General features: G+C 52.2%; 15 protein-coding genes. 3 read left to right on the plus strand and 12 right to left on the minus strand.

The genetic code is table 11. The features are described 5' to 3' along the window. Positions 1-4: 4 nt before the first annotated feature. From B7982_RS12025 to B7982_RS12035, 3 genes are read right to left on the minus strand one after another with little or no spacing between them, the layout of a single operon-like run. Positions 5-2,152 carry a hypothetical protein gene (locus B7982_RS12025; RefSeq protein WP_233138532.1) on the minus strand — a complete coding sequence of 716 codons (2,148 nt, stop codon included), beginning with the start codon at positions 2,150-2,152 and terminating at the stop codon, positions 5-7. A 27-nt stretch (positions 2,153-2,179) separates the two neighbouring features. Continuing rightward, positions 2,180-4,462 (minus strand): hypothetical protein, encoded by a 2,283-nt coding sequence (locus B7982_RS12030; protein ID WP_088660959.1) that lies wholly within the window; start codon positions 4,460-4,462, stop codon positions 2,180-2,182. Positions 4,463-4,471: 9 nt separating this feature from the next. After that, positions 4,472-5,215 (minus strand): carbohydrate binding domain-containing protein, encoded by a 744-nt coding sequence (locus B7982_RS12035; RefSeq protein WP_233138533.1) that lies wholly within the window; start codon positions 5,213-5,215, stop codon positions 4,472-4,474. Positions 5,216-5,541: 326 nt separating this feature from the next. Here B7982_RS12035 and B7982_RS12040 point away from each other — a divergent pair, with 326 nt between their 5' ends. Continuing rightward, positions 5,542-6,678, plus strand: coding sequence for a glycoside hydrolase family 5 protein (locus tag B7982_RS12040; protein WP_088660960.1), 1,137 nt, complete (start codon positions 5,542-5,544; stop codon positions 6,676-6,678). Positions 6,679-6,709: 31 nt separating this feature from the next. Here the strand turns inward: B7982_RS12040 and lpxA are convergent, their stop codons facing one another. Beyond that, on the minus strand, positions 6,710-7,477 hold the full coding sequence (lpxA, locus tag B7982_RS12045; RefSeq protein ID WP_088660961.1) for an acyl-ACP--UDP-N-acetylglucosamine O-acyltransferase: 768 nt from the start codon (positions 7,475-7,477) through the stop codon (positions 6,710-6,712). Between the two features lie 34 nt (positions 7,478-7,511). Here lpxA and B7982_RS12050 point away from each other — a divergent pair, with 34 nt between their 5' ends. Further along, positions 7,512-8,615 carry a glycosyltransferase gene (locus tag B7982_RS12050; protein ID WP_088660962.1) on the plus strand — a complete coding sequence of 368 codons (1,104 nt, stop codon included), beginning with the start codon at positions 7,512-7,514 and terminating at the stop codon, positions 8,613-8,615. Positions 8,616-8,625: 10 nt separating this feature from the next. On the opposite strand, the gene B7982_RS12055 is transcribed toward B7982_RS12050, so the two are convergent. From B7982_RS12055 to B7982_RS12070, 4 genes are read right to left on the minus strand one after another with little or no spacing between them, the layout of a single operon-like run. Beyond that, positions 8,626-9,963: a CCA tRNA nucleotidyltransferase gene (locus B7982_RS12055; RefSeq protein WP_088660963.1), complete on the minus strand. Its 1,338-nt coding sequence runs from the start codon at positions 9,961-9,963 to the stop codon at positions 8,626-8,628. Continuing rightward, entirely contained in the window at positions 9,963-10,325 is a 363-nt protein-coding gene (locus B7982_RS12060) for a hypothetical protein (RefSeq protein ID WP_088660964.1), read from the minus strand. The genes B7982_RS12055 and B7982_RS12060 overlap by 1 nt, the downstream gene beginning before the upstream one ends. Before the next feature lie 20 nt (positions 10,326-10,345). Next, a complete protein-coding gene (locus tag B7982_RS12065; RefSeq protein WP_088660965.1) occupies positions 10,346-12,715 on the minus strand; it encodes a hypothetical protein in 2,370 nt (789 codons plus the stop codon). A gap of 30 nt (positions 12,716-12,745) precedes the next feature. Next, entirely contained in the window at positions 12,746-13,534 is a 789-nt protein-coding gene (locus B7982_RS12070; protein ID WP_233138534.1) for an RNA polymerase sigma factor, read from the minus strand. On the opposite strand from B7982_RS12070, the gene B7982_RS12075 reads away from it, so the two are divergent. Further along, positions 13,524-15,332: a thioredoxin family protein gene (locus tag B7982_RS12075; protein ID WP_088660966.1), complete on the plus strand. Its 1,809-nt coding sequence runs from the start codon at positions 13,524-13,526 to the stop codon at positions 15,330-15,332. The two genes, B7982_RS12070 and B7982_RS12075, sit on opposite strands and share 11 nt — an antisense overlap. Before the next feature lie 251 nt (positions 15,333-15,583). Here B7982_RS12075 and glgA read toward each other — a convergent pair whose 3' ends face one another. The 4 genes from glgA to folE form a co-directional block, all read right to left on the minus strand. Next, a complete protein-coding gene (glgA, locus tag B7982_RS12080) occupies positions 15,584-16,816 on the minus strand; it encodes a glycogen synthase (RefSeq protein WP_088660967.1) in 1,233 nt (410 codons plus the stop codon). A 203-nt stretch (positions 16,817-17,019) separates the two neighbouring features. Further along, entirely contained in the window at positions 17,020-18,261 is a 1,242-nt protein-coding gene (locus B7982_RS12085; protein ID WP_088660968.1) for an esterase, read from the minus strand. Between the two features lie 218 nt (positions 18,262-18,479). Next, complete coding sequence (locus B7982_RS12090; RefSeq protein ID WP_088660969.1) at positions 18,480-19,781, minus strand: S9 family peptidase; 1,302 nt, start codon at positions 19,779-19,781, stop codon at positions 18,480-18,482. Between the two features lie 135 nt (positions 19,782-19,916). Continuing rightward, positions 19,917-20,486, minus strand: a complete 570-nt coding sequence (gene folE / locus B7982_RS12095; protein ID WP_015732037.1) for a GTP cyclohydrolase I FolE — start codon at positions 20,484-20,486, stop codon at positions 19,917-19,919. Positions 20,487-20,808: the final 322 nt, after the last annotated feature.

Below are 20,808 nucleotides of genomic sequence, written 5' to 3' on the forward strand. Positions count from 1 at the left end.
CCCATTAAAATTCCACATTAATGGAAGCTTCAAAGATCGCCTGACTAAACTTGTGCTCGAAAGTCGTAGCACCGTCTACTGTATAGTAGTAGTCTGGCAAGTTGCGGAGTTCTTCACCAACAACAGCCAAGTTGTAGTCATTCTTGACATTGATCATGCCGAAGTTGATAGCAAGCCATGCATTGTCTGCGACGACATAGTCAAAGCCAACCATCCAGTGAGTCTGATTGCTCTTCATGAAAGGAACATCCAGACCGACATTCGGGTTGATAAGGCTCGAAGTGCCGTAATCGGTATCAATCATCTGGAAGCCAGCTGTAAAGCCGAGGCGCGGCAAGAACTGGAAGGAAGCACCGATGTTGATGAAGTTGCTCGTAATCTTGGCTTCGGTACCGGCCTTCGGGGTAACCGTGTTTTCGGAACGCTTGAAGGAACCGGAAACTTCGGCAGCCTTGTTCAGACCAGCAAGCTTGGCGATATCGAACTTGGCGCCACCGCCAAATTCCTTGTAGCTCACGTTATCGATAGCTTCGCTTTCCGGAGTCACCTGGTTGAAGATGTTCACGAGAGCCTGAGCTTCGATCTTGTTCTGCCAGTCACCCTTGAGGCTTACGCGGAAGCCCTTGCGGTTTGCAGTAGCAAGGCCGTTCGGCAATGCAGACTGGAGAGCCGGATCAATCATCTGGTTGATGAGAGCAAGCTGAGCGGCAGAGTAGACGTTAGAGCCCCAGGAGTTCTTGTTGTACGGAGCGATGTTGTAGCTCTTGGACTGACCATCCTTGAAGGCGTTGTCATCAGTACCGAGAGAACGGGCCACCGGAGTAAACTTCGGGGAGTAGTTGTAGAGAGCGTCAAAGGTAGAGTAGAGCGGAGAGTTCACGCCGTACTTGACCGTGTTTCCGTCCTTGTCGGAGTTCAACACGCGCTGGGCGAAGAAGCTCGGGGACTGGGCAAGGTTGTTGAACCACTTTTCGTCGTTCATGACCACGTCCAAGCTAAGTCCTGCGCTCCATGAGTTTTCGACCTCGTAGCCAGCGTTCACGGTGGCGAGCAAGGCAGAACCGTTAATGGATTCTTCAGCTTCCGGAACCGTGAGACCAAGTTCATTGATGTAAGCTGGAGTCTTCTGCTTGTTGACGGACATGGCGTATTCGACGACCACGTCTGCAGAAAGACCCTTCTGCTTCACGAGACCACCCACGTCAGCACCGGCACGGGCGCTCAACACAAACGTGTTCTGCGGACCGTATTCGTACGGGTTGATTTCCTGACGTTCGTATGCGTTTTCTGCGTCACCCGGAACAAAGCCCTGCGGGTCGCGGTTCGGATGGCGGTAAGTGTAGGACTTCGAATTTTCATTATCGAAAATGAGCATCGGGGTCACACCGACATACACATTCTTCTGAACCGGCAAGAGTTCGATGTTGCCACCGACGAGCCACTTGTCCGTTGCAGAGGCAAGAGACGTACCAGCGATTTCATCACCCGGAAGGATATTGCCTTCAGCACCGGTAAAGTCAAGGACCGACACGCGGTTCACGCGGGCGAGGAAGGCCTCGGCGCGGAGTTCACCGATCATCGGATCAATTTCCTGACGGAACTGGAGGTTAATACCCTGGAGGTTGCGCTTGTTGCCTTCGAGGAGCTGTTCCTTCTGGGCCATGTGGCGCTTGCGGGCGAAAATCGTCGGTTCGTACATGATGTCGATACCGGGATTGTAAATGGAGAGCGGGGAGATTGCCGAGCGGAAGTCACCCACGGTCCAGTAGAAGTTCTTGCCGATGTTGCCTTCGACATTGAGCCACTTGGCTTCGAGAGTCTTTGCTGCTGCGGCAAAGTATTCCTGCATGCCGCCGCCAAGGCGCATAATCACGTTGGCGCGAACGTTTTCGTACGGACGGAAGCCGAAGCTCAAGTCAGCACTCACATATTCGTTGTGTTCGACATTCGGCATCTTGTTGACGCTATGCACGTCCTGGTCCGTAGAGAAGCTGGAACGCTGTGCAACAGCACGAATGCTACCACCAATTTCAACACCGCGCTTTGCATTGGCGCTATCAGCCTTGGCTTGCAATGCCTTTTGATTATCTGCAACAGCAGAAGCCGATGCGGCAACCGATGCAGTAAGAAGGGCGATCAAAATATTTTTCATTTTCATATTCATCTTTAGCATCCTCCCTTAGAACCATGCCTTGGTTTCGGCAGCAATGTAATGGGAATGCCAATCATTGTCAGGAACGGTTTCGTCAGAGTGCGTCATGAACTTGTAGCGGAAGTGGAGACCCACGCGGTCAGAGAAGTCCCAGTCAAAGCCAAGGCCAATTGCGAAGTCCTTGTAGTTGATCGGAGCTTTCTTGTAGTAGCTGGTGTTCACTTCGTAGTAATAGGTATTCTTGGCAGTCTTGCTGGTACCGTTATCGGCGGTGAGCATCAAGTAAGCCTTGTCAGACCTGAACGTTTCGAGACCGACGATACCCACCATGTGGAAGGTCGGAGTCACGGCGACGGTCGGTTCAATCTGACCGAAGAAGCTCGTCAAGAGCACGTTGGACTGCTTTTCGGAAACGGCAAGCGGATTAAAGGAAGTAGAAATACCGGAGAGGGCAAAGAAGCCCGTCAGCATGACGTTACGGTCAGTGCCGATCCAGTGGCCGATATCGTAACCACCCATGAAGGAGAGGTAAGAAGACCACTTGGCATGTTCCGGAATTTCGCCCTTGGCAACCTGGTCACCATTTTCAAATGCGGCGAAGGATTCCCAAAGTTCCCAGGTACCACCATAGAGACCACCGCGCTGGCGGTACATCTTGACACCGTCAGAGGAGTTCTTGCTGGCACCGACACGGTTGATATAGCCACACCAGGAAGCGTTACCAGAGTCAGCCACAAAGAGCGGCTTGTGCTTGGTCCAGGAGTTGGAGCTTTCCCACATGTTACGGCCGTTCAGACGGTAGTTGAATGCAATCACGTCCGGACCAGCTTCGATCTGACGATGCTGGGCGTACTGGAAGTCAAAGTAACCGCGGTTGAAGCTCGGTTCCAACTTGAAGTTGATACCGGTCATGTTCGGGGAGTAGCGGAGAGCGCCACCGTTGAGGTAGGCTTCGTTCTTGCGCCAGCCCGGGAAGCGGGACGGGTTCGTCAAAGAATACGGAGAGTAGAAGCCCGGCTGGAAGAACACGAGTTCTGCAGTCATCGGCCAACCTTCGATATACTTGCTCTGGGCCTTGACATAAAGACCGAGCTTCGGGGAGTTAACCGTAGAAACGTAGCCTTCCTTGCGGCTGGAGTAACCGGAATTCATATTGACGGATTTATCAGCGTTAAGAGAATAATCAGCTGCGCCCGGATCCGGAACAAACGTCGTGGAGTCCGTGATGCTGACACCGATATCGCCCATCAAGAAGAGCTTCGGGGTGATATTGCCCTTGACGTCGGCAGTAATCACGTGAGTATTGAGGAGGACCGGAAGGCCGCCTTTGCTCTGGGTAATCCACTGCGTACGGAATTCATCTTCATAGATGATGTCCTTGTCGAAGGTAACGCCCATGTAGTTCACACCGACAGTCAGGTTGTCGGCAATCTTTTCCTTGGCGATACGGCCATGAAGGACGGTACCGCGCAAATCATAGCCACCCATCATTTCGAGTTCGCCCGGCTGGCCACCATACATGCGGAGACCGTCACGGGTACCCATGTCAGCATCAGCCGGCTGGGACACGAGGAACTGAGCCTTCATGTCGTACGGGAGCTGGTAGAAGTTCGCAAAGACGCCACCGAAAGAGCGGTTCGTCCAGAATGCACGACCACCTTCCTTGACCGGCTTGAATGCCTTTTCCTTATAGTAAGTAGAAACGGTCTTTTCGTCTTCGAAGAGTTCGTACTGCCACACAAAGCGCGGGTTCGTTTCACGTTCCCACATGGTAAGCGGAGAGGCGTTTGCCCAGATAACACCGCCTGCAGTAACGTAGGCACCGAACACACCGGCACGGATATCGACACCGACGTTCATTTCTTCGTTGATGGTCGATGCATAGTAGTCGGTAGAGTGGTCAAACAAGACGCGTTCGTCGTTGTTGCCCGGAGCTTCAGTCGGGTTCTTGGCGAGTTTATTCGTGAAGATACCGCTCAAGTCAAACGGGAACATGAGGTTCGTAAACAGCGTAATGTAGGAGTTCGGCATGGCGACGATGTTCACGTTCAACAAAGCGTCAACGCTCGTACGTGCCTGGTCATCACGGACCCACGGGCTCTGTTCGGAATAGTGGAAATTCTTCAAACGGAAAGCCATATAACCGGAGACTGCCAGTGGCAGATCGTCCTTGCCGAGAAGAGTCGATTCCATATTGTTGGAAAGAGTATCCAACGAAGCGTGAAGGGAATCAAGCTGCAACTGCGGAGGAAGAGCCCATGCAGCACCGAGGCTAGACGCTAGTAAAAGGGAAGAAACTGTTTTGCGCATAAAATCCTCTTAAATCTCGTTGCGGAACGGATAGTGAGCCGGGCCTTCGTACGGCTTGCCATGCTTCTTAATCACAATATCGTCAATCCAGACCTTGAAGGATTCGTTTTCATCCTTGCGGACTTCAAGACGGAAACCCTTGAAGTTGGACCATGAGAACGGGAGCATCACTTCGCGCGTGTTCTTTGCATCCCAGTAAACACCGGTATTGCCGAAGAGCTTCAGAGGAATGCTGAAGTGCTTCCATTCTGTCGTAATTTCACCAAGGCTCTTGGAGCGGAGCTTCACCTGGAGGGATTCACCATTGCTCTTCACGCCATCGTCAACGAGCACGAACAATGCGTTTTCACCACCCTGGGCGCCCTTGATCCAAAATTCGAGAACACCTTCTTCGAGATACGGAGTCAAGTCCACGGAACCCGCAATACAGATTGCGACACCGGAATAGTCACTCGCGATAAGTTCAATTTCCATGGAGAGAGCTCCTTCCATGGCATACTTATCCGTGAGTACCGGTTCGGGGTTTTCACGCGGATACTGGTACGTGTAACCACCACCACGCGGAATTGCTTCACGCATGACAACGGTGACAACTTCCTTATCAGGACGGAACGGTTTAGGATCCTTCATGACAAAGTGGGACTGGTCGCGGTCGCGGTAATCGCTAAAACCGTAGCCAGCGAAAGAAGATGAAGCAAGAAGCATCGCCGCTAGAGCGGACTTCCAAATGGCTTTTTTTAAGTTTCCATTCATAATAGGTACAATTCTCCAAATTCGGATCATCTACAATATAGCTTGTTTTTGGGAATTTTCGCTCCGGTATTTTGCAAAAAAGGCTTTGCAAAGCTAGATGTATCAACGGAATACCACTCGTAGAGCCACACAAACGCTGGACTCAAGCGTAAACGGAAATTTTTTCGTTCGTAATGTTTCTTAATGTTTACAAATTAAATTTTTTGATGAGGCTCACAATGGACTCAAGCGTAAACATAAGATAAGCATGTTTTTGATTTTCTATTTTTTGTTTTATATAGATTTTGAGAACACGCGTTTAAGCTCATAACCTTTTGGGGGTTACCATGATTAAAAAGATTCTTTCAGCAATGGCAATCGGATGCGCCTTCTGGGCATGCGACAGTGGCTCGGCAACAATACCGACATCGGCCGGCAAGGGCAACACGAGCACGGCCGTCCCCGTAGACTACACCTTGGGAAGAACGATGAATGCGCTCCTTGGGCGCGGCATCAACCTGGGTAACTCCTGGGAATCCGACGGTTCCGATGATGGTGCCTGGAGCAACCCCATCCGTGACCAGGACTTCGCCACCATCAAGGCGGCAGGCTTCAATTCCGTGCGTATCCCGGTCCGCTGGCAAAATGGTTCTGACTACTCGACCCATACTGTGGACCCGAACCGATTGGCAGGCGTTCTCGAAGACATCCGCCTCGCCATCGCCCAAGGCCTTACTGTTGTCGTGAACTTCCACCACTACAACGAACTAAACTGCGCAGGTGGCGGCGGTAACGGCTGCACATACAACCCCACCGAATACGAAGCCGAAAAGGCACACTTCCTTGCCCTTTGGGCTCAAGTGGCAACGGCCATGGGTGAATTCCAGGACAACCAGGTCGTGCTCGAAATCCTGAACGAACCGATCATCCCAAACGCCGATCGCGTGGACCAGCTGATGAACGAAGCTTACGCCGTCATCCGTGCAGCCGCTCCGGGCAAGACGATTATGTTCGAAGCCTACCATGCCGCAAAGTTTGCCGACCTCTCGATGCTCCACTTGCCGCAAGACGGGAACATCATCTTCAGTGGCCACTATTACGAACCGTACACATACAGCCATCAGGGGCATGGCTACAACTGCCTTGGCGATGCCGCATACGTCTCTACAGCGGACGAAGACCTGTTATCATACGTTGGGCTGGCCTATAAGCTTTACCCGGACGTGAACGGAATAGACCAAGTTCCGTTGAACATGGGTGAATTCGGCGTGGCCGGTGGTGATTCCAGTCCCTGCCAATGGCAAGAGGGCGAGCCTCCCAGCGCAGCGCGCAAGGCCGCCTGGGCAAAGAAGGCCGCGCAGGCCGCTGTCAAAAACGGCATGTCGTTCCATTACTGGGGATTTGGCTACACAGGCGGATTTGACGCCTACGAACCCAATGCCGAAACGTGGAACACAGGATTTCCTGGAGCACTCATCTTCTAGAATCTAAAAAACGAGCACAAAAGCGCAAGTGCTACGGGCGAACGAGAGAACCGCCCCAGTGCTCATCAAAGAAGGCTTGGAACAGAGGTTCCGGGCCTTTTTTCAATTCTTCGATGACCTCTGCTGCCGGGCGTTTGCCACGGTAAAGTTCACGGAAGGCTCGTTCAAAAAACGCGATACGTTCGGGCGGAAATTCATCAGCATGCAGGCGAAGCGCATGGAGATTGAGAGACGCAAAGCGGAGCGGGTTCCCGAAAGCACGGCTGCACGGGGGAACGTCGTAATCGACCTTGAGCGTACCGCCCACGAATGCGTAGGCGCCCACCTGGTTTCTCTGCTGCACGGCCGTGGTGCCACCGAGGGTCGCAAACTTGCCAATGCGCACATGTCCGCCGAGCTGGCACCCGTTTGCGATGACCGCCCCCTCGCCAATTTGGCAGTCGTGCCCCACATGGGCATAAGCCATGATGAGGACGCGAGGGGCAATGCGCGTACAACCACCGCCCTGGACGGTGCCGCGGTTGAGCGTCGTATATTCGCGGATGATGCAATTTTCGCCAATTTCAAGGCGAGTCGGCTCCCCTGCGTACTTGAGGTCTTGTGGAGGCGCACCGAGGATAGCTCCATCGTAAATGTGAGTATTCGCCTTAATCGTCACGCCGCCGTAAACGCGTACGCGCGATTCGAGCACCACATTTTCACCAATTTCCGCATTTTCATCGACAACGCACCAGGGGCCGATAACGGCAGACTCGTGGACGTTGGCATTCGGATGAACAAAAGCGGATGGATGGAGCATATCCGCAATTTAGTAATTTCCTATATTTCCCCACATGGGTGGCATTATTCTCGCATGCCTGACTGCGCTGTATGCGCTCCTGTTCCTATTCTTCATAGTAGGACTGTTAAAGACGCATCGCTATAAAGGCCCGAAAGCAACCCCAAGCGTCTCGGTCGTGATCCCGATGCGAAACGAAGAGGAATTTGCCGAACGCACACTCGAAGCGGTCGCCGCCCAGGACTACGTTGGCGAATGGGAAGTGATTTGCGTCGATGACCGTTCTACCGACCGCACGCGCGAGATTCTAGAAAAGTTCGCCGCCACGCACCCGCGTTTCCGCGTTTTAAGCCTCCCGCAGGATTTACCGCAAATTGCAAGCCCCAAGAAGCGCGCGCTCGAAAGCGCCTTCAAGATTGCCAAAAACGAAGTGCTCTTGACGATGGACGCCGACTGCATCCCGCGCAAGAGCTGGATTACCGCCATGGCCGGGCGATTTGTCGATGGCATCTGCATTGTGCAAGGCCCCAAGCAGAACAACGGCTCGCGCTCGATGCCGCACCTCTACCAGAAACTCGAAACGCTCGGCTACACCGCGATGGAAGCGGCAGGCTTTAGCCTTGGACGCCCGATTGTCGCCAGTGCGGCTTGCCTTGCGTACAAGAAGGACTTGTTCTTTAAAGTCGGCGGATTCGGGGACCTCATCAACCTCTCGAGTGGCGATGACGACATGCTCATCCACAAGATGATGAAAATCCCGGGAACGAAGGTCTGCTACAATCTCGACAAGGATGCAGTGATCGAGACCGCTCCAGTGCACACGTGGAAACAGCTCTTTAACCAGCGCGCCCGCTGGAGCAGCAACGGCACGAACTACGAAAGCAAAGCCTACATCCTTTTGCTCACGCTCATTTACACGTACTACATCTGGATGTTCGTGAGTCCGTGGTGCGCCATCTTCCTTGATTTCCCGTGGCAGTGGTGCGTGTTCAGCATTCTGCCCAAGATTGTCGTGGACTTCGTATTCTTGAGCATAGCCTCTTGGAAGCTCAAGTCCAAGCGCCGCATGCTCGCGTTCTTGCCTGTAGAGCTTATCCAGATCCCGATGATTGTGTTCTGCGTCCCCGCAGGAATCTCGGGAATGTTTAGATGGAAATAAAGGCGCCGCGTTACAAGCGGCGAACCCACTCGATTGCTTCTTCAGCGTTCTTGATTTTACCATCGAGCTGGAGCTCAAAGCTTTGCTTGATGGTCTCGCCCATTTGCTTGCCCGGCTTGAATCCCAAATCCATAAGCATTTTGCCCATGAGGAATGGCTGCGGAGCTGCATTGAGCAAGTCGAGATCTTCAGCGGCCTGCCAAAGCTGTTCCGGGAATTCCGGGGCGCCGGCGGCGGCGTAATACTTACGCGGGGTGGCTTTCACAAGCAGGCACAACAGCTTTAAGCCACCCAGCTTCACCGCCATGCGGCGAAGCGCCGGCGCATCATTCACAATTGCAAAATCAAGCTCGCTATAAGCATTCAAAAGCAACGGGACATTTTTGACCAAGTGCGATTCGTTCGTAATGCGTTCGAGGAACTTGAGAGACGTTTCGGGACTCCCGCTGAGAAATGCTGCAAAAGCAAATTCCATCACCTGGTTATCCGAAAGCGGCGAGCACTTGGAGTCACCAACAGCACCATCAGCCACTTCAGCATTCACATTCACAAAGCTTTTGCGCAAGCTCTCCATGTTGTCGAGCATTTCACCTAAGTCTTCCCAAGAGCCACGCAGCGGTAAAACTTCCGGGAAAAATTCATTCAGCTTGATGTCCAGGAAAGCACGCAGTCCAAGCGACGGCTTGCCCGGCTTCAAGAGCCACTTCTTGAATTCTTCGAACAAGCGTTCAATGGAAAGATCTTCAAGCGAAAGCGTCTGGCAAAGTTCAATCGTCTCGGGCGCAAGTCTAAGCGCAAAGCGGCTTGCAAACTGCACACCGCGCAAAATGCGCAGCGAATCTTCGACAAAGGCTGGGCCTACATGGCGCAACAAGCCTTTCTTCAAATCGTCAATGCCGCCGTACGGGTCACAAAGCGTGAGTTCCGGAAGTTCCATGCCCATCGCATTGATGGTAAAGTCACGGCGAAGCGCCGCCTCCTTGAACGAAAGCTTTTCATCCGTATGCACCACGAAACCGCGATGACCATAGCCAACCTTGCTTTCGGTACGCGGGAACGAGAAATCGAGCGAGAGGCCCTTCATCGCCAAATGAATCACGCCAAAAGCCTTCCCCACAAGATTCGTACGGCCGTACTTCTTTAAAATCGGGACAAGTTCATCTTGCGTGAGGTCGTAAACTTCGACATCGTAGTCGCGGCAATCCTTGCCGAGAAGTGCATCGCGCACCCAGCCGCCCACCAAGAAGGCGCGGCCACCAGCTTCACGGATTTCACCTGCGATAGAAAGCAAGCGTCTAGGCAAGTCCGGTTCAAACGTCTTGCCTGCAAGAGTCACGATACTCGGCATTACTTATCCGCCTCGACTGACTTGTAACGGTCGTAAATGCTAGTCGTCTTTTCTTCGGAAGAATCCCTGAGCAGCGTCTGGACAGAAATTTCAGCAGACGTATCACGAAGTGCTGCACTTTCCGTATTGGCGTAGCGGTCGTAAATACTTCCGGGCGACTGAACCTCGTTTTTCTTTTTCGCCTCGTCTTCGCGGCAAGTGCGCAGTTCATTTTCCATGTACGCACGCTGGTCCGGAGAATACGTCATTGTATTCAGGCGGTATTCAATCTCTTCGCAGACTATCCCCTGGCGTTCACCGGCACAGCCGGCCACCAAAAGCATCGCCGTAAAAATCACTGCAAAACCTAAAATTTTATTCATAACACCCACCTCATCACAAACTAATGTATAATCAGGAGCTTGCCCTTCTTAATCTTGGTCCCGCCACGGATGACATACTGGTAGACGCCCGGCGCCACAATATTTCCATTATCCATGCGTCCGTTCCATGCGGCACGGCCACCCGAAATCTGGTCGCCACTCATCGACACCACTAGCTTGCCGCCCCTGTTGTAGACATTGACCACAGCATCATCGGCGAGGTTTGCAAACGAAACAAACGCCTGCATCTTTGGACGGAACGGGTTCGGATACACCTTGACGTCTTCAGGGGCATCATTCGTCATGTTCTTTTCAGTACCGCGCAGGTCATCGCGCTTGTAACGGGTAATGCCATTTTCATGAGCAAACCACACCATGCCAAGAACCGTATCCACTGCCACATCCTGGATCTTTTCGCTCAAGAGCCCATGGCGGGTCGTGAAATGTATCGTCGAAAGCGTATCCGGGCTCGTCTTGCGCGGAGTCAGGCGGTAAGCCCCCTGCGACGAAGTTCCCACCCAGAGGTTTCCGCGGCTATCGACATCGATACTTGTATAGCTTGCACCGCTAAGTCCGTTTGTCGAAAGCGGCGACTTCAAGTCCTTTTCGTCCTTGTCCCAATACACAAGTGCAGAGTTCGTGACCATCCAGACGTTATCGGATTTCGGTTCATAGACCAAGTCGAGCGGAGTCGACGAAGAACCGCTAAACGTTTCCCTGTAAGTCGAATCCACCCAGGAAATATCCCCGCCCTTTGATTTCGGCAACGGGAACGTAAATACATCCAGGCCACCGTTTGCATCAAGCGACGGACCGGCACGCGTGCCCACGTAGACAATCCAGTTCTTACCGTCATCGCTCACTCGGGCATACATCGGGCCACCAATCGGCGTAGAGCCAACGTTGCTTGCGCAGGACATCGTCGTAGATTCACCCTTAATGTCAATGTAGACCAGGCTATAGCCCTTGTTCGATGCAGAAGTCGTCAAGTAGCCCATATTATCTGGCGCAAGTGTCGTCGAAACGGCAATCGTAAATATGGACTCGATGCTAGTACCTTCGTGCCAGTTGTCCATGCAATAGGAATTGCCTGTGTCAGACAACGTGAACGTATTAATCAACGTATCAGCCCAGCCTTTATACAGGAAAAAGCCGTACCCCCAGAAATGGTACATGGCACCACCGGTCGGTAGCACCGACAGGACTTTCAAGTTATGCCCGCGGGCATCGGGACCATTCGCATAAGCCGGAACCGGGGGATATATAGGCACAGGGTCGCTCCACCTAAAGTCCTTGTCATCACCCGAGAAATAGTAGTAGGACAGGCGCCCATTATCGGTAGCCGCGAGGACACCGCCCGTCGGGAGCGCACGGAGTTCATAGACGCTTTCGAGAGGGAACGACTTGTAATCGGAAATATCGGTCAGCTTCTTGCCATCGTAGTGGAAAACCTTGTCAGGACCTGCCAAAACCGCCTGGCCCGACGGCTGCAAAGAAACCCAGCGCACAATGGACTTGTAAATAAAACGGACGTTCCTCTTGTTGCCTACAGTGGTCACCACGGAATCGAGCGCATACAAGGCGGAATCCTTCAGCACCTTCCCGCGGACAGTCACCATCTGGTCCGTGTCCGTAAAGACGGAGAACGTATCCAAAGCGACGCGCGTAAAGCCATCCTTGTCCCAGATTCTCATGCCTTCCGTAGAAAACGTCCTGATTTCATTATCCTTCCAGGCGATGCTCTTGATAGGAGTCTTGTCGCTTGATGCCTTCTGGATAATTTTCCATGAATCCGGGTCGTAAAGCTTCACGTCGTCTTCAAGCTTGTCCCAGTCCATCTTGCGCATGTAAAGAGCTCCACCCGCCGCAACAATCAGGGAATCCCCACGGATATCCATCGCAGACACCGCATTTGCAGAAATGCTGATATCCGCAATCCTATCGATAGTAAGGATAGAGGTCATGGTCTTGATGCTAAAGAACGAAAGGCGGTCTTCAAAGGCAATGACAAGAACAGGGCCGCCCGCAAGCGCCATCCCCGGAATGACATGGGTATTGCTGCCGGCGTAGGCACGGCTCTGGATAACCCAGTGGCCATCCGACATCATTAGCGAAATGACGCCGTTATCGCTCACAGAAAAGACACCCGCATCCTTCGAGATAATCACGGCACTTACAGACTGGTCGCCAAGGCCATTCGAAGTCGTGTACAGGTCATCGGCCGTACTTGCCCTATAGCGGACACCACCCGATGTCGCCATAAGCAGGCCCTCGCCACTCGGGACAGCGGCCTTTATCGGGAAAGGGCGTGTAAAGTTAAGCCACAGGTCCTGCGCAAAAGACGATGTAGCGAAAACAAGGATACAGATAAGATGGAGCAAATTTTTCACAATATAAAATTACGAAATTTTGGGAGCATTTCAACCAGTATATTCAATAATTTCCCGCAAAGAAGCGTCACGCCCCGTAATCATTTTAATACGGTCTTTCTGCATTACCATTTTCTCTTCCATTTTTTGAAACGCCATAAGCCGCCTCCGGACAAGGCAACCCCGCGAAAGCCCTAAAAGCCGACTCAGTTCACGGATGCTAAGCCCGCCGACAACAGACAGTTCCACAATCATTTTTTCAAGCGGATTCAAGACCTCGAGCAAAAGCGAGAACTCGCTCAGAATAGCCTCGGTACACATTCCCTCTTCGGGCGGCACATAGGCATCGGCCCATCTCGCGTCGTAGCAGGCCTTGGGCTCGTTCAAGACCGAAAACGGGATTTCGTGCATCTGGTGCCTTTTTCGATAGCCGTTGTAGTGGCAGTGCAAAAGAACGGCCTCAAGCCACGGCAAAAGATGGACCTGGTTATTCAATTGACTCGCATTTTTGCAAAAGCGCAGCGCCACCTCCTGAAACAAGTCATCCGCCTCGTCTTTCGTCCCACACTTTTTCAGGCACAATTTGTATATTCTGTAGGAATATTTTTTCCAGACAGACCCGACCCATTTTCGGGGAAATCTACAAAGGAAACCCGTACATGACATAAAAGTTTTATTCCCAATATCTTCTACTTCTTTTAGCGAGACACAATTTATGAATATTTTGGACAAATTTATGGTTTTTGAAAATTTTGCAAACGACCGTTTGCAAAAAACGTCATTTTGCATACTATTGTTTGCAGCGCTAGCCTTTGCTGAAGAGTTCAATATGAACAACATGCCCCCTCCGGAGGCAAGTTTGCACTATTCTGCAGGCACCCTGGAGAAAGGTTCGAGCGTAACCGTAGACATCACTATTCCGGACAAATGGCACGTAAATGCAAACATCGCCGCCGATGAATTTCTGAAGCCTTCGTCCATCGAGATTTCAGCACAGGGAATCCACTTCGGAGAGCCCAAGTGGCCAGAGCCTATCAAGGAATACAGCGAAGCTTTGGACCTTGAAAATCTCGTGTTCAAGGGACATTTCCAGATTTCGCTCCCAATCGACAGTGTCGATGCCGATTATGACAGCCTCACGACACAGGCGACATTCCATTACCAGGCCTGCGACAATTCCATTTGCCTCGCACCATCGCAAGTGACATTTGGCGTGGGGAGTGTGGGGTTTAACAACAAGAGAGCCTCGCGAGATGACGCCGCGGTACCCGCGGCGAAAAGCGCCACGAGCTCTACAGGGAAAACAGCCGAGAAAGCCGCTGAAAATGCCGCCGGGAATGTCGTCAATGCGCCGAGTGCCGCAGGGAATGCGACAGAAGGCGCTGCAGGAACATTCGTTTTGCTATTGTCGGCTCTGTTCGGAGGCTTAATTCTGAACTTGATGCCATGCGTGCTTCCCGTGCTTTCGCTAAAGCTTTTCAGCTTGATCAAGCAGTCTCGTGAGAGCCGCCGGCGCCTGCTTATGCTAGGCGCCACGACAACCCTCGGGATACTTGTGAGTTTCTGGACGCTCGCCGGGGTTGTCGCCGCCGTCAAGGCGGGCGGCGGGAATGCAGGCTGGGGCATGCAATTCCAGAGCGCCGGATTCATCGCGTTCATGGTCGTGATTCTGAGCGCATTTGCGATGAGCTTTTTTGGAGTCTTTGAAATCTGGCTTCCCGGAAGCGCCACCACCAAGATGGACAAGGCCGGGCGCAAGCAGGGCTTTTGGGGCGCATTTTTCACAGGAGCCCTCCTCGTACTTTTGAGCACACCGTGCTCCGCACCGTTTCTCGGTACGGCGATGGGTTTTGCTTTTACCGCATCGACCCCTGTGCTGTTTTTGTTTTTCACAGCGGCAGGCGTAGGACTTGCGCTTCCCTACATGCTCGTAAGCGCGTTTCCGAAAGTCCTGAAAGTTTTCCCGAAACCGGGCGCCTGGATGGTCACGCTCCAGAAAATCATGGGCGTTCTCTTGCTCGGCACTGTCGTATGGCTCCTGTGGGTCGTGCATGAACAAGCCGGAAACGTCGGCGTCGGCATCTTCGCCGCCATTTCGCTCTTGAGCATCGCCATGAGCTTTGCGATAGGGAACATCGCCCCGCCGGGCGTCGCGTTTTCTCGCGAAGTACTCTCCGTTGGCGGATCTGTCGTGATTCTTGCAGTCATCTGGTTTGCATTTGCATCGCCAAAATTCGAAGCCGAAGTCGATGCGATTTTCAAGGCAAGGTCAGTACAGCTCGTCACCGAAGATGGCTGGTACCGCTACACGCCGGAACTCATTGAAGAATTTGCGAAGTCTGGCCGTACCGTATTCATTGACGCTACTGCCGACTGGTGCCTCACCTGCAAGGCAAACGAAGCTGCCGTCCTCAACCGCGATGATTTCAAACACGCCATGGACAGTCTGAATGTCGCCCGTGTTAAGGCTGACTGGACACGCGAAACACCCGAAGTTACCGCACTCCTGCGCAGTATGGGCAAGTCCGGCGTCCCCGCCTATGCTATCTACCCCGCAGGCGATGCAAGCAAGCAAATCGTGCTCCCGGAACTCCTCACGACCGACGCGATTGTGGAGAAGATTGTAACTAGCAATTAGTTATTGGTCGTTAGTTATTTGTGCCCCGACATCCGTCGGGGATTTTTTATGAGTCATCCTGAGCAGTGTTAACTGCGAAGGATCCAGTTAAGTCTTGATGCAAAAAAAGGTGGCTTGAGGCCACCTTTTGATTTTTTGAAATAATGGATTCCCTCCCAAACGTAGATACGAGAAATGATGGTTCCCCTACGCTACGCTCCGAGGATGACAGGGTCGAGAATGACAACAGAGGCAAGGACGACACTACTAAATTAAACTCTCTTGCCTTCGCGCTTGTAGCGTTCGATGCATTCCTGGTAGAAGTCGAATGTCTGCTTGGCAATCGTCTTCCAGCTGAACACGTCAATAGCGCGTTTGCGGCTGACTTCGCCCATTTTCTTGGCAAGTTCCGGATTCTCAAGAATCTTGTTAAGCTTGTTCGCAAAGTCCGTCTGGAAAGCCTTCGGGTCTGCCGGTTCAAAGTTCGTCTCGGACACAGCCTTGAGCGGTACGAGGTAACCCGTTTCGCCATCGACGATGATTTCCGGAATGCCACCGACTGCAGAGCCAACGACCGGTGTTCCGCAGCTCATGGCTTCGAGATTGATAATGCCGAACGGTTCATAAAGCGACGGCGTTGCAAACACAGTTGCGTGGCTATAGAGCACGCGAAGTTCCGTATGCGGTACAGCATCCTGAATCCACACGACGCCATCACGCGTCTTCTGGACTTCTTCAATCAAGCGCTTGCATTCGTCAGCAAGTTCCTGCGTATCCGGCGCACCGGCGCAAAGTACCACCTGAGCGTTCTTGTCGATTTGCGGGATAGCCTGAATGAGCTGGCTAATGCCCTTCTGGCGCGTAATGCGGCCCACAAAGAGCACGAACGGACGCTTCGGATCCACGCCCCACTTCTTCAAGATTTCTTCATCAAACGTCGGCTTGTAAAAGTCTGGATCGATGCCGTTGTAGATAACCTTCACGCGGTCTTCCGGCACGCCATAAAGCTTCATCACGTCGCGCTTCATGCCTTCGCTCACTGCAATCACGCCGTCTGCGGCTTCGTAAGCGGTGCGTTCAATCCAGCAGCTCATGTTATAGCCGCCGTCACCAAGCTGTTCGGCCTTCCACGGACGGTGCGGTTCGAGCGAGTGCGTTGTAAGAATCAGCGGGCACTGCAAAAGGCGACTTGCGACTACGCCACCAAAATGGCTGTACCACGTATGGCAATGAATCACATCGATATCCTTGAGCGAGGACATCCACTGCAAATTAATATCGAGCGGCTTCAAGATTTTCTTGAAACGTTCATCAGCCGGATTGTGTTCTAGCTTCTGGCTAAAACCGATGGCTCGGATATTGTCTGCATCGTCATTCTGCGGACCAAAGCAACGTGCTTCGATGTGGCAGAGCTTGGAAAGTTCCTGGCTCAGGAACTTGACGTGAATACCTGCACCGCCATAGATTTCTGGCGGAAACTCGTTAGTAAGGATAGCAGCGTTCATAATACAGCAAACAGTGTTTAGTGGACAGGGGTTCGGTGAATGTCCGCAAACTGTTCTCGTGAATAATTATAAAAAATTGTATATGGAGATGCCCGCTCGAAGGCGGGCATGACAATAATATTTGCGGGCATGACAAGCATAAAACAAACACCTCGACCATAAAGATCGAGGCGCTTGGTGTTTGGAGTGTTTAGAATGAAATATTAGAAGTTCTTGCAGGTGCCTTTCCAGCGGCCACGTTCACCGATGATTTCACCATTGATGTAACGGCCGCTCGTACCGACGAAATCAGCCTTGCGGAAGTCTTCACCACCGAGGTGCCAACGCATCCATGCAACCGTTGCAGCCATGCCGCCCCACGGACCAGAACCATGGCCCCAGCCGCATTCGCCCTGCTGGCATTCATTGCCCTGACCGCCCGTCATCTTGATGAGGCAAGCCGGAGCCTTGACACCATTGTTGTTATAGTCTGCTTCAGCGTTCGGGCGTTCCATGCCGCCTTCGCCATAAACAATACCGACAGTCTTGCTTGCAGAAACCTGAGACATAGCCGTATGTCCGAGGTCACCACTATTGTTGAGCATGGCGGTAATCACACGGTCGTCCTTGATGAGGGCCTGTTCAGATTCGAGACCGCCCATGGAGTGACCGGAGCAACCGACCTTCGTCATATCAAGCTTCTGGTACAGAGGATCATTCGGATCCTTGTTCTTCTTTTCGAGCCAGTTGAGGGCAGGAATTGCCTGGGTTGCGTTACCCGGAGATTCACGGAGTGCAATCACGACAAAGCCGTGAGATGCGAGACGACGGATAATTCCACCGTATGCACCCGGTTCCGTGCCGCCACCCGGCCCCCACACGACAACGGCGTGCTTCTGGTCGTTAGAAAGCTGTTCCGGATAAGCAAGGATTCCACCGCCATCGTGACCGGTGCGTTCAATGTACTTGACTCGCATCTGGTCCTTCGTTTCGTCCGAGCCTTCGGCAAGGAATACGCCCTTCGGCTTTGCTTCTTCACTAGAACTGGATTCGACCTTCTTTTCGGAGCTAGAGGAGCTAACGGCAGGAGCACTCACCGAACTGGAACTTACGACCGGAGCTTTTTCGGAGCTCGATGCCGGAGCATCGACAGAGCTAGAGCTTGCGGCAACATCAGCAGAGGATTCTGCGCCCGGAGCGACAGCACTGCTAGATTCCACCTGCGGCCCAACATCCGCACTGGAACCCGGAAGGATTGCGTCTTGATTCTGCTGAGCTGCAGAGCTAGAAATTTCTGTGCCAGTGGCACCCTGAGAGTCAGAGCTCGTACCCGGCTGAACTTCTTCAGCAGAGCTGGACGAGAATCCGGCAGCGTAGTTGTTGATTGCAGACGTGACATCGTCACCGCAATTCAGGAAGACCAAGGAACTGGCCAACACCACAGTTTTTAAGAGTTTAGATTTCATTTTGTTCTCCTATTTACCCATAACCTGTATAGAAAGTACCTTATAATTTCATCGAAATTTCACGTTTTGAACAAAGTCCCGTGGATAAAAAATCCAAAGACCGCAATTATTTAGTTTATTTAAAATCACGAAACAAATCAAAAAAATCGCAGGCCACAATACAAAAAAACGCCCCGACCAAATTGATCGAGACGCTTGGTTGTTGGAGTGTGGAAATTTTAGAAGTTCTTACACTGGGTCTTCCATTTGCCCTGCTTACCGATGATGCTGCCATCGATATACTTGCCAGTCGTACCCACGAAATCGGCCTTGCGTTCCGTTTCGCCACCGAGATGCCAGCGCATCCAGGCAACCGTTGCAGCCATGCCATCCCAAGAGCCAGAACCGTGACCATAACCGCCTTCGGAGTTACGCGGGCCACCCGTCATTTCGATAAGGCAAGCCGGAGCCTTCACGCCAGAATTGTTGTAGTCGTTCTTGGCGTTATCCTTTTCCATGCCGACTTCACCGAAGAGAATTGCAATCGTACGGTCCGTCGCCACGTTCTTTGCACCTGCACCATTCCAGTCGCCACTGTTGTTGAGGAACGCCGTAAGCACGCGCTTGTCCTTGATAACAGCCTGTTCAGATTCAAGACCACCCATGGAGTGGCCGGAGCAACCGACCGTATTCATATCGAGCTTGCCATAAAGCGGGCTATTCTGATCCTTGTTCTGCTTGTCGAGCCAATCCAAAGCCTTTATGGCCTGGGAAGCATTACCCGGAGATTCCTTGAGGGCAATCACAACAAAGCCATGCGAAGCCAAGCGACGGATCATGCCTTCATAAGCACCCGGTTCGGTACCGCCACCCGGTCCCCAAACCACGACGCCATGCTTTTGAGTCGAAGAAAGTTGCTTCGGATACGAGAGGATTCCACCGCCATCCCAGCCGGTGCGGGTCTTGTATTCCACCTGCATCTGGTCCTTTTCTTCTTCCTTGCCACTAGCAAGGAAAATGCCCTTCGGGGCTTCGGCACTGGAGCTAGATTCCACCTTAGTTTCGCTGGAAGAAGATTCGACTTTCTTTTCGCTCGAAGAGCTAGCCGGTTTTGCAGCTTCACTGGAGCTCGATGCCGGCTCCTGCACATTGGCGCTGGAAGTAGCACTCTGAGCGTCGGCGCTAGAAGCTACGGCAGCATCGCTGCTCGAAGTCGGAAGTGGATTCGTTCCCGGGCCGCATGCATCGGGCAGGCAAGAAGCCAAGCAGCTTTCGTCGCTGCTGGAAGCGGGCGCATCGGTATTGGAGCCCTGCTGAACAGCACCAGAACTCGACGAGGTTTCCGAGCCCGTTTCTGCAGTAGCGCTAGAACCTGGCTGAGCCACGTCAGAGCTAGAGATTTCAGATTCCACGGCGTCCGAACTTGACGATGTCCCCTGAGCCCCACCATTCAGGTAAGGGGCAAGAGCGGTTTCGTCACCGCAGTTGATGAAAGCAATGGCACTTGCCAAAACAGCGAATTTTAGGATTTTTGATTTCATTTTATGCACTCCTCTTAACCAAAACCTCGGTCCCATCCACTAAGTAAGATACCCCAAAAAAAGCCCCGTGATTCCAATCACGAGGCACCTTCTATGGACAAAAAATCCAAGCAGTCTTGTTATGTTAAGGGATGTTTACCTTGGAGCGTAAATGCGGGACATAAACTCGGCGCGGGTCTTTTCGTCCGTCTTGAAACGGCCCAAAAGCTGAGTGGTCACCATGGTTGCACCCGGCTTTTTCACACCGCGCATCGTCATGCACATGTGCGAAGCTTCGAGAACCACGGCAACGCCCTTCGGCTGGAGCACTTTTTGAATAAGTTCTGCAATCTGGCGCGTCATGCGTTCCTGAATCTGCGGGAAGCGGGCATAAAATTCCACAACGCGCGGGATTTTCGAAAGACCGACCACGCAATCACCCGGGATGTAGGCCACGTGGGCCTTGCCCGTAAACGGCAGAAAATGGTGTTCGCACATGCTCGCGAACTCGATATCCGGCACGATGATCATTTCGTCGTACTTTTCGTGGAAACGCGTCTTGAGGATGTCCTCGGCCTTCATTTCGCCCGAGAGGCCCGTCATGAGTTCGGCGTACATCTTTGCAACACGCTTCGGCGTATCGATAAGACCTTCGCGGTTCGGGTCTTCGCCCATGCCTTCCAGAATCATCCGGAAGCCGTCTTCCATTTTCTTAAAATCCATCATGCGAGCAATTATAAAAAAATATCCAGTGTCGGGCAACCGCAACTGGGTTGAAATTGCATCACGGCTTTTAAATCCAGCAATTGCGCCAGCGAGTAAAAATCACTTTTTTACAAAGTAATAAGAACGTTTGCAAAGTCTTTCGCGTTTTGATTGTTAGACTATATGATACGCTATTTAATGATACACAAACGTATCATTATTAAAATTTCGCTTTAAAAAATTAAAAAAATTGATGTTTTTGCTCAAAAATTCGAGACTTTGTAATATTTTTTATTGCCTTCAGAAATGTCGCGAAATTAAATTTATAGATGTCGGGGCGCAT

Source organism: Fibrobacter sp. UWB2, assembly GCF_002210425.1.
In the GTDB taxonomy this organism is placed as follows: Bacteria; Fibrobacterota; Fibrobacteria; order Fibrobacterales; family Fibrobacteraceae; genus Fibrobacter; species Fibrobacter elongatus.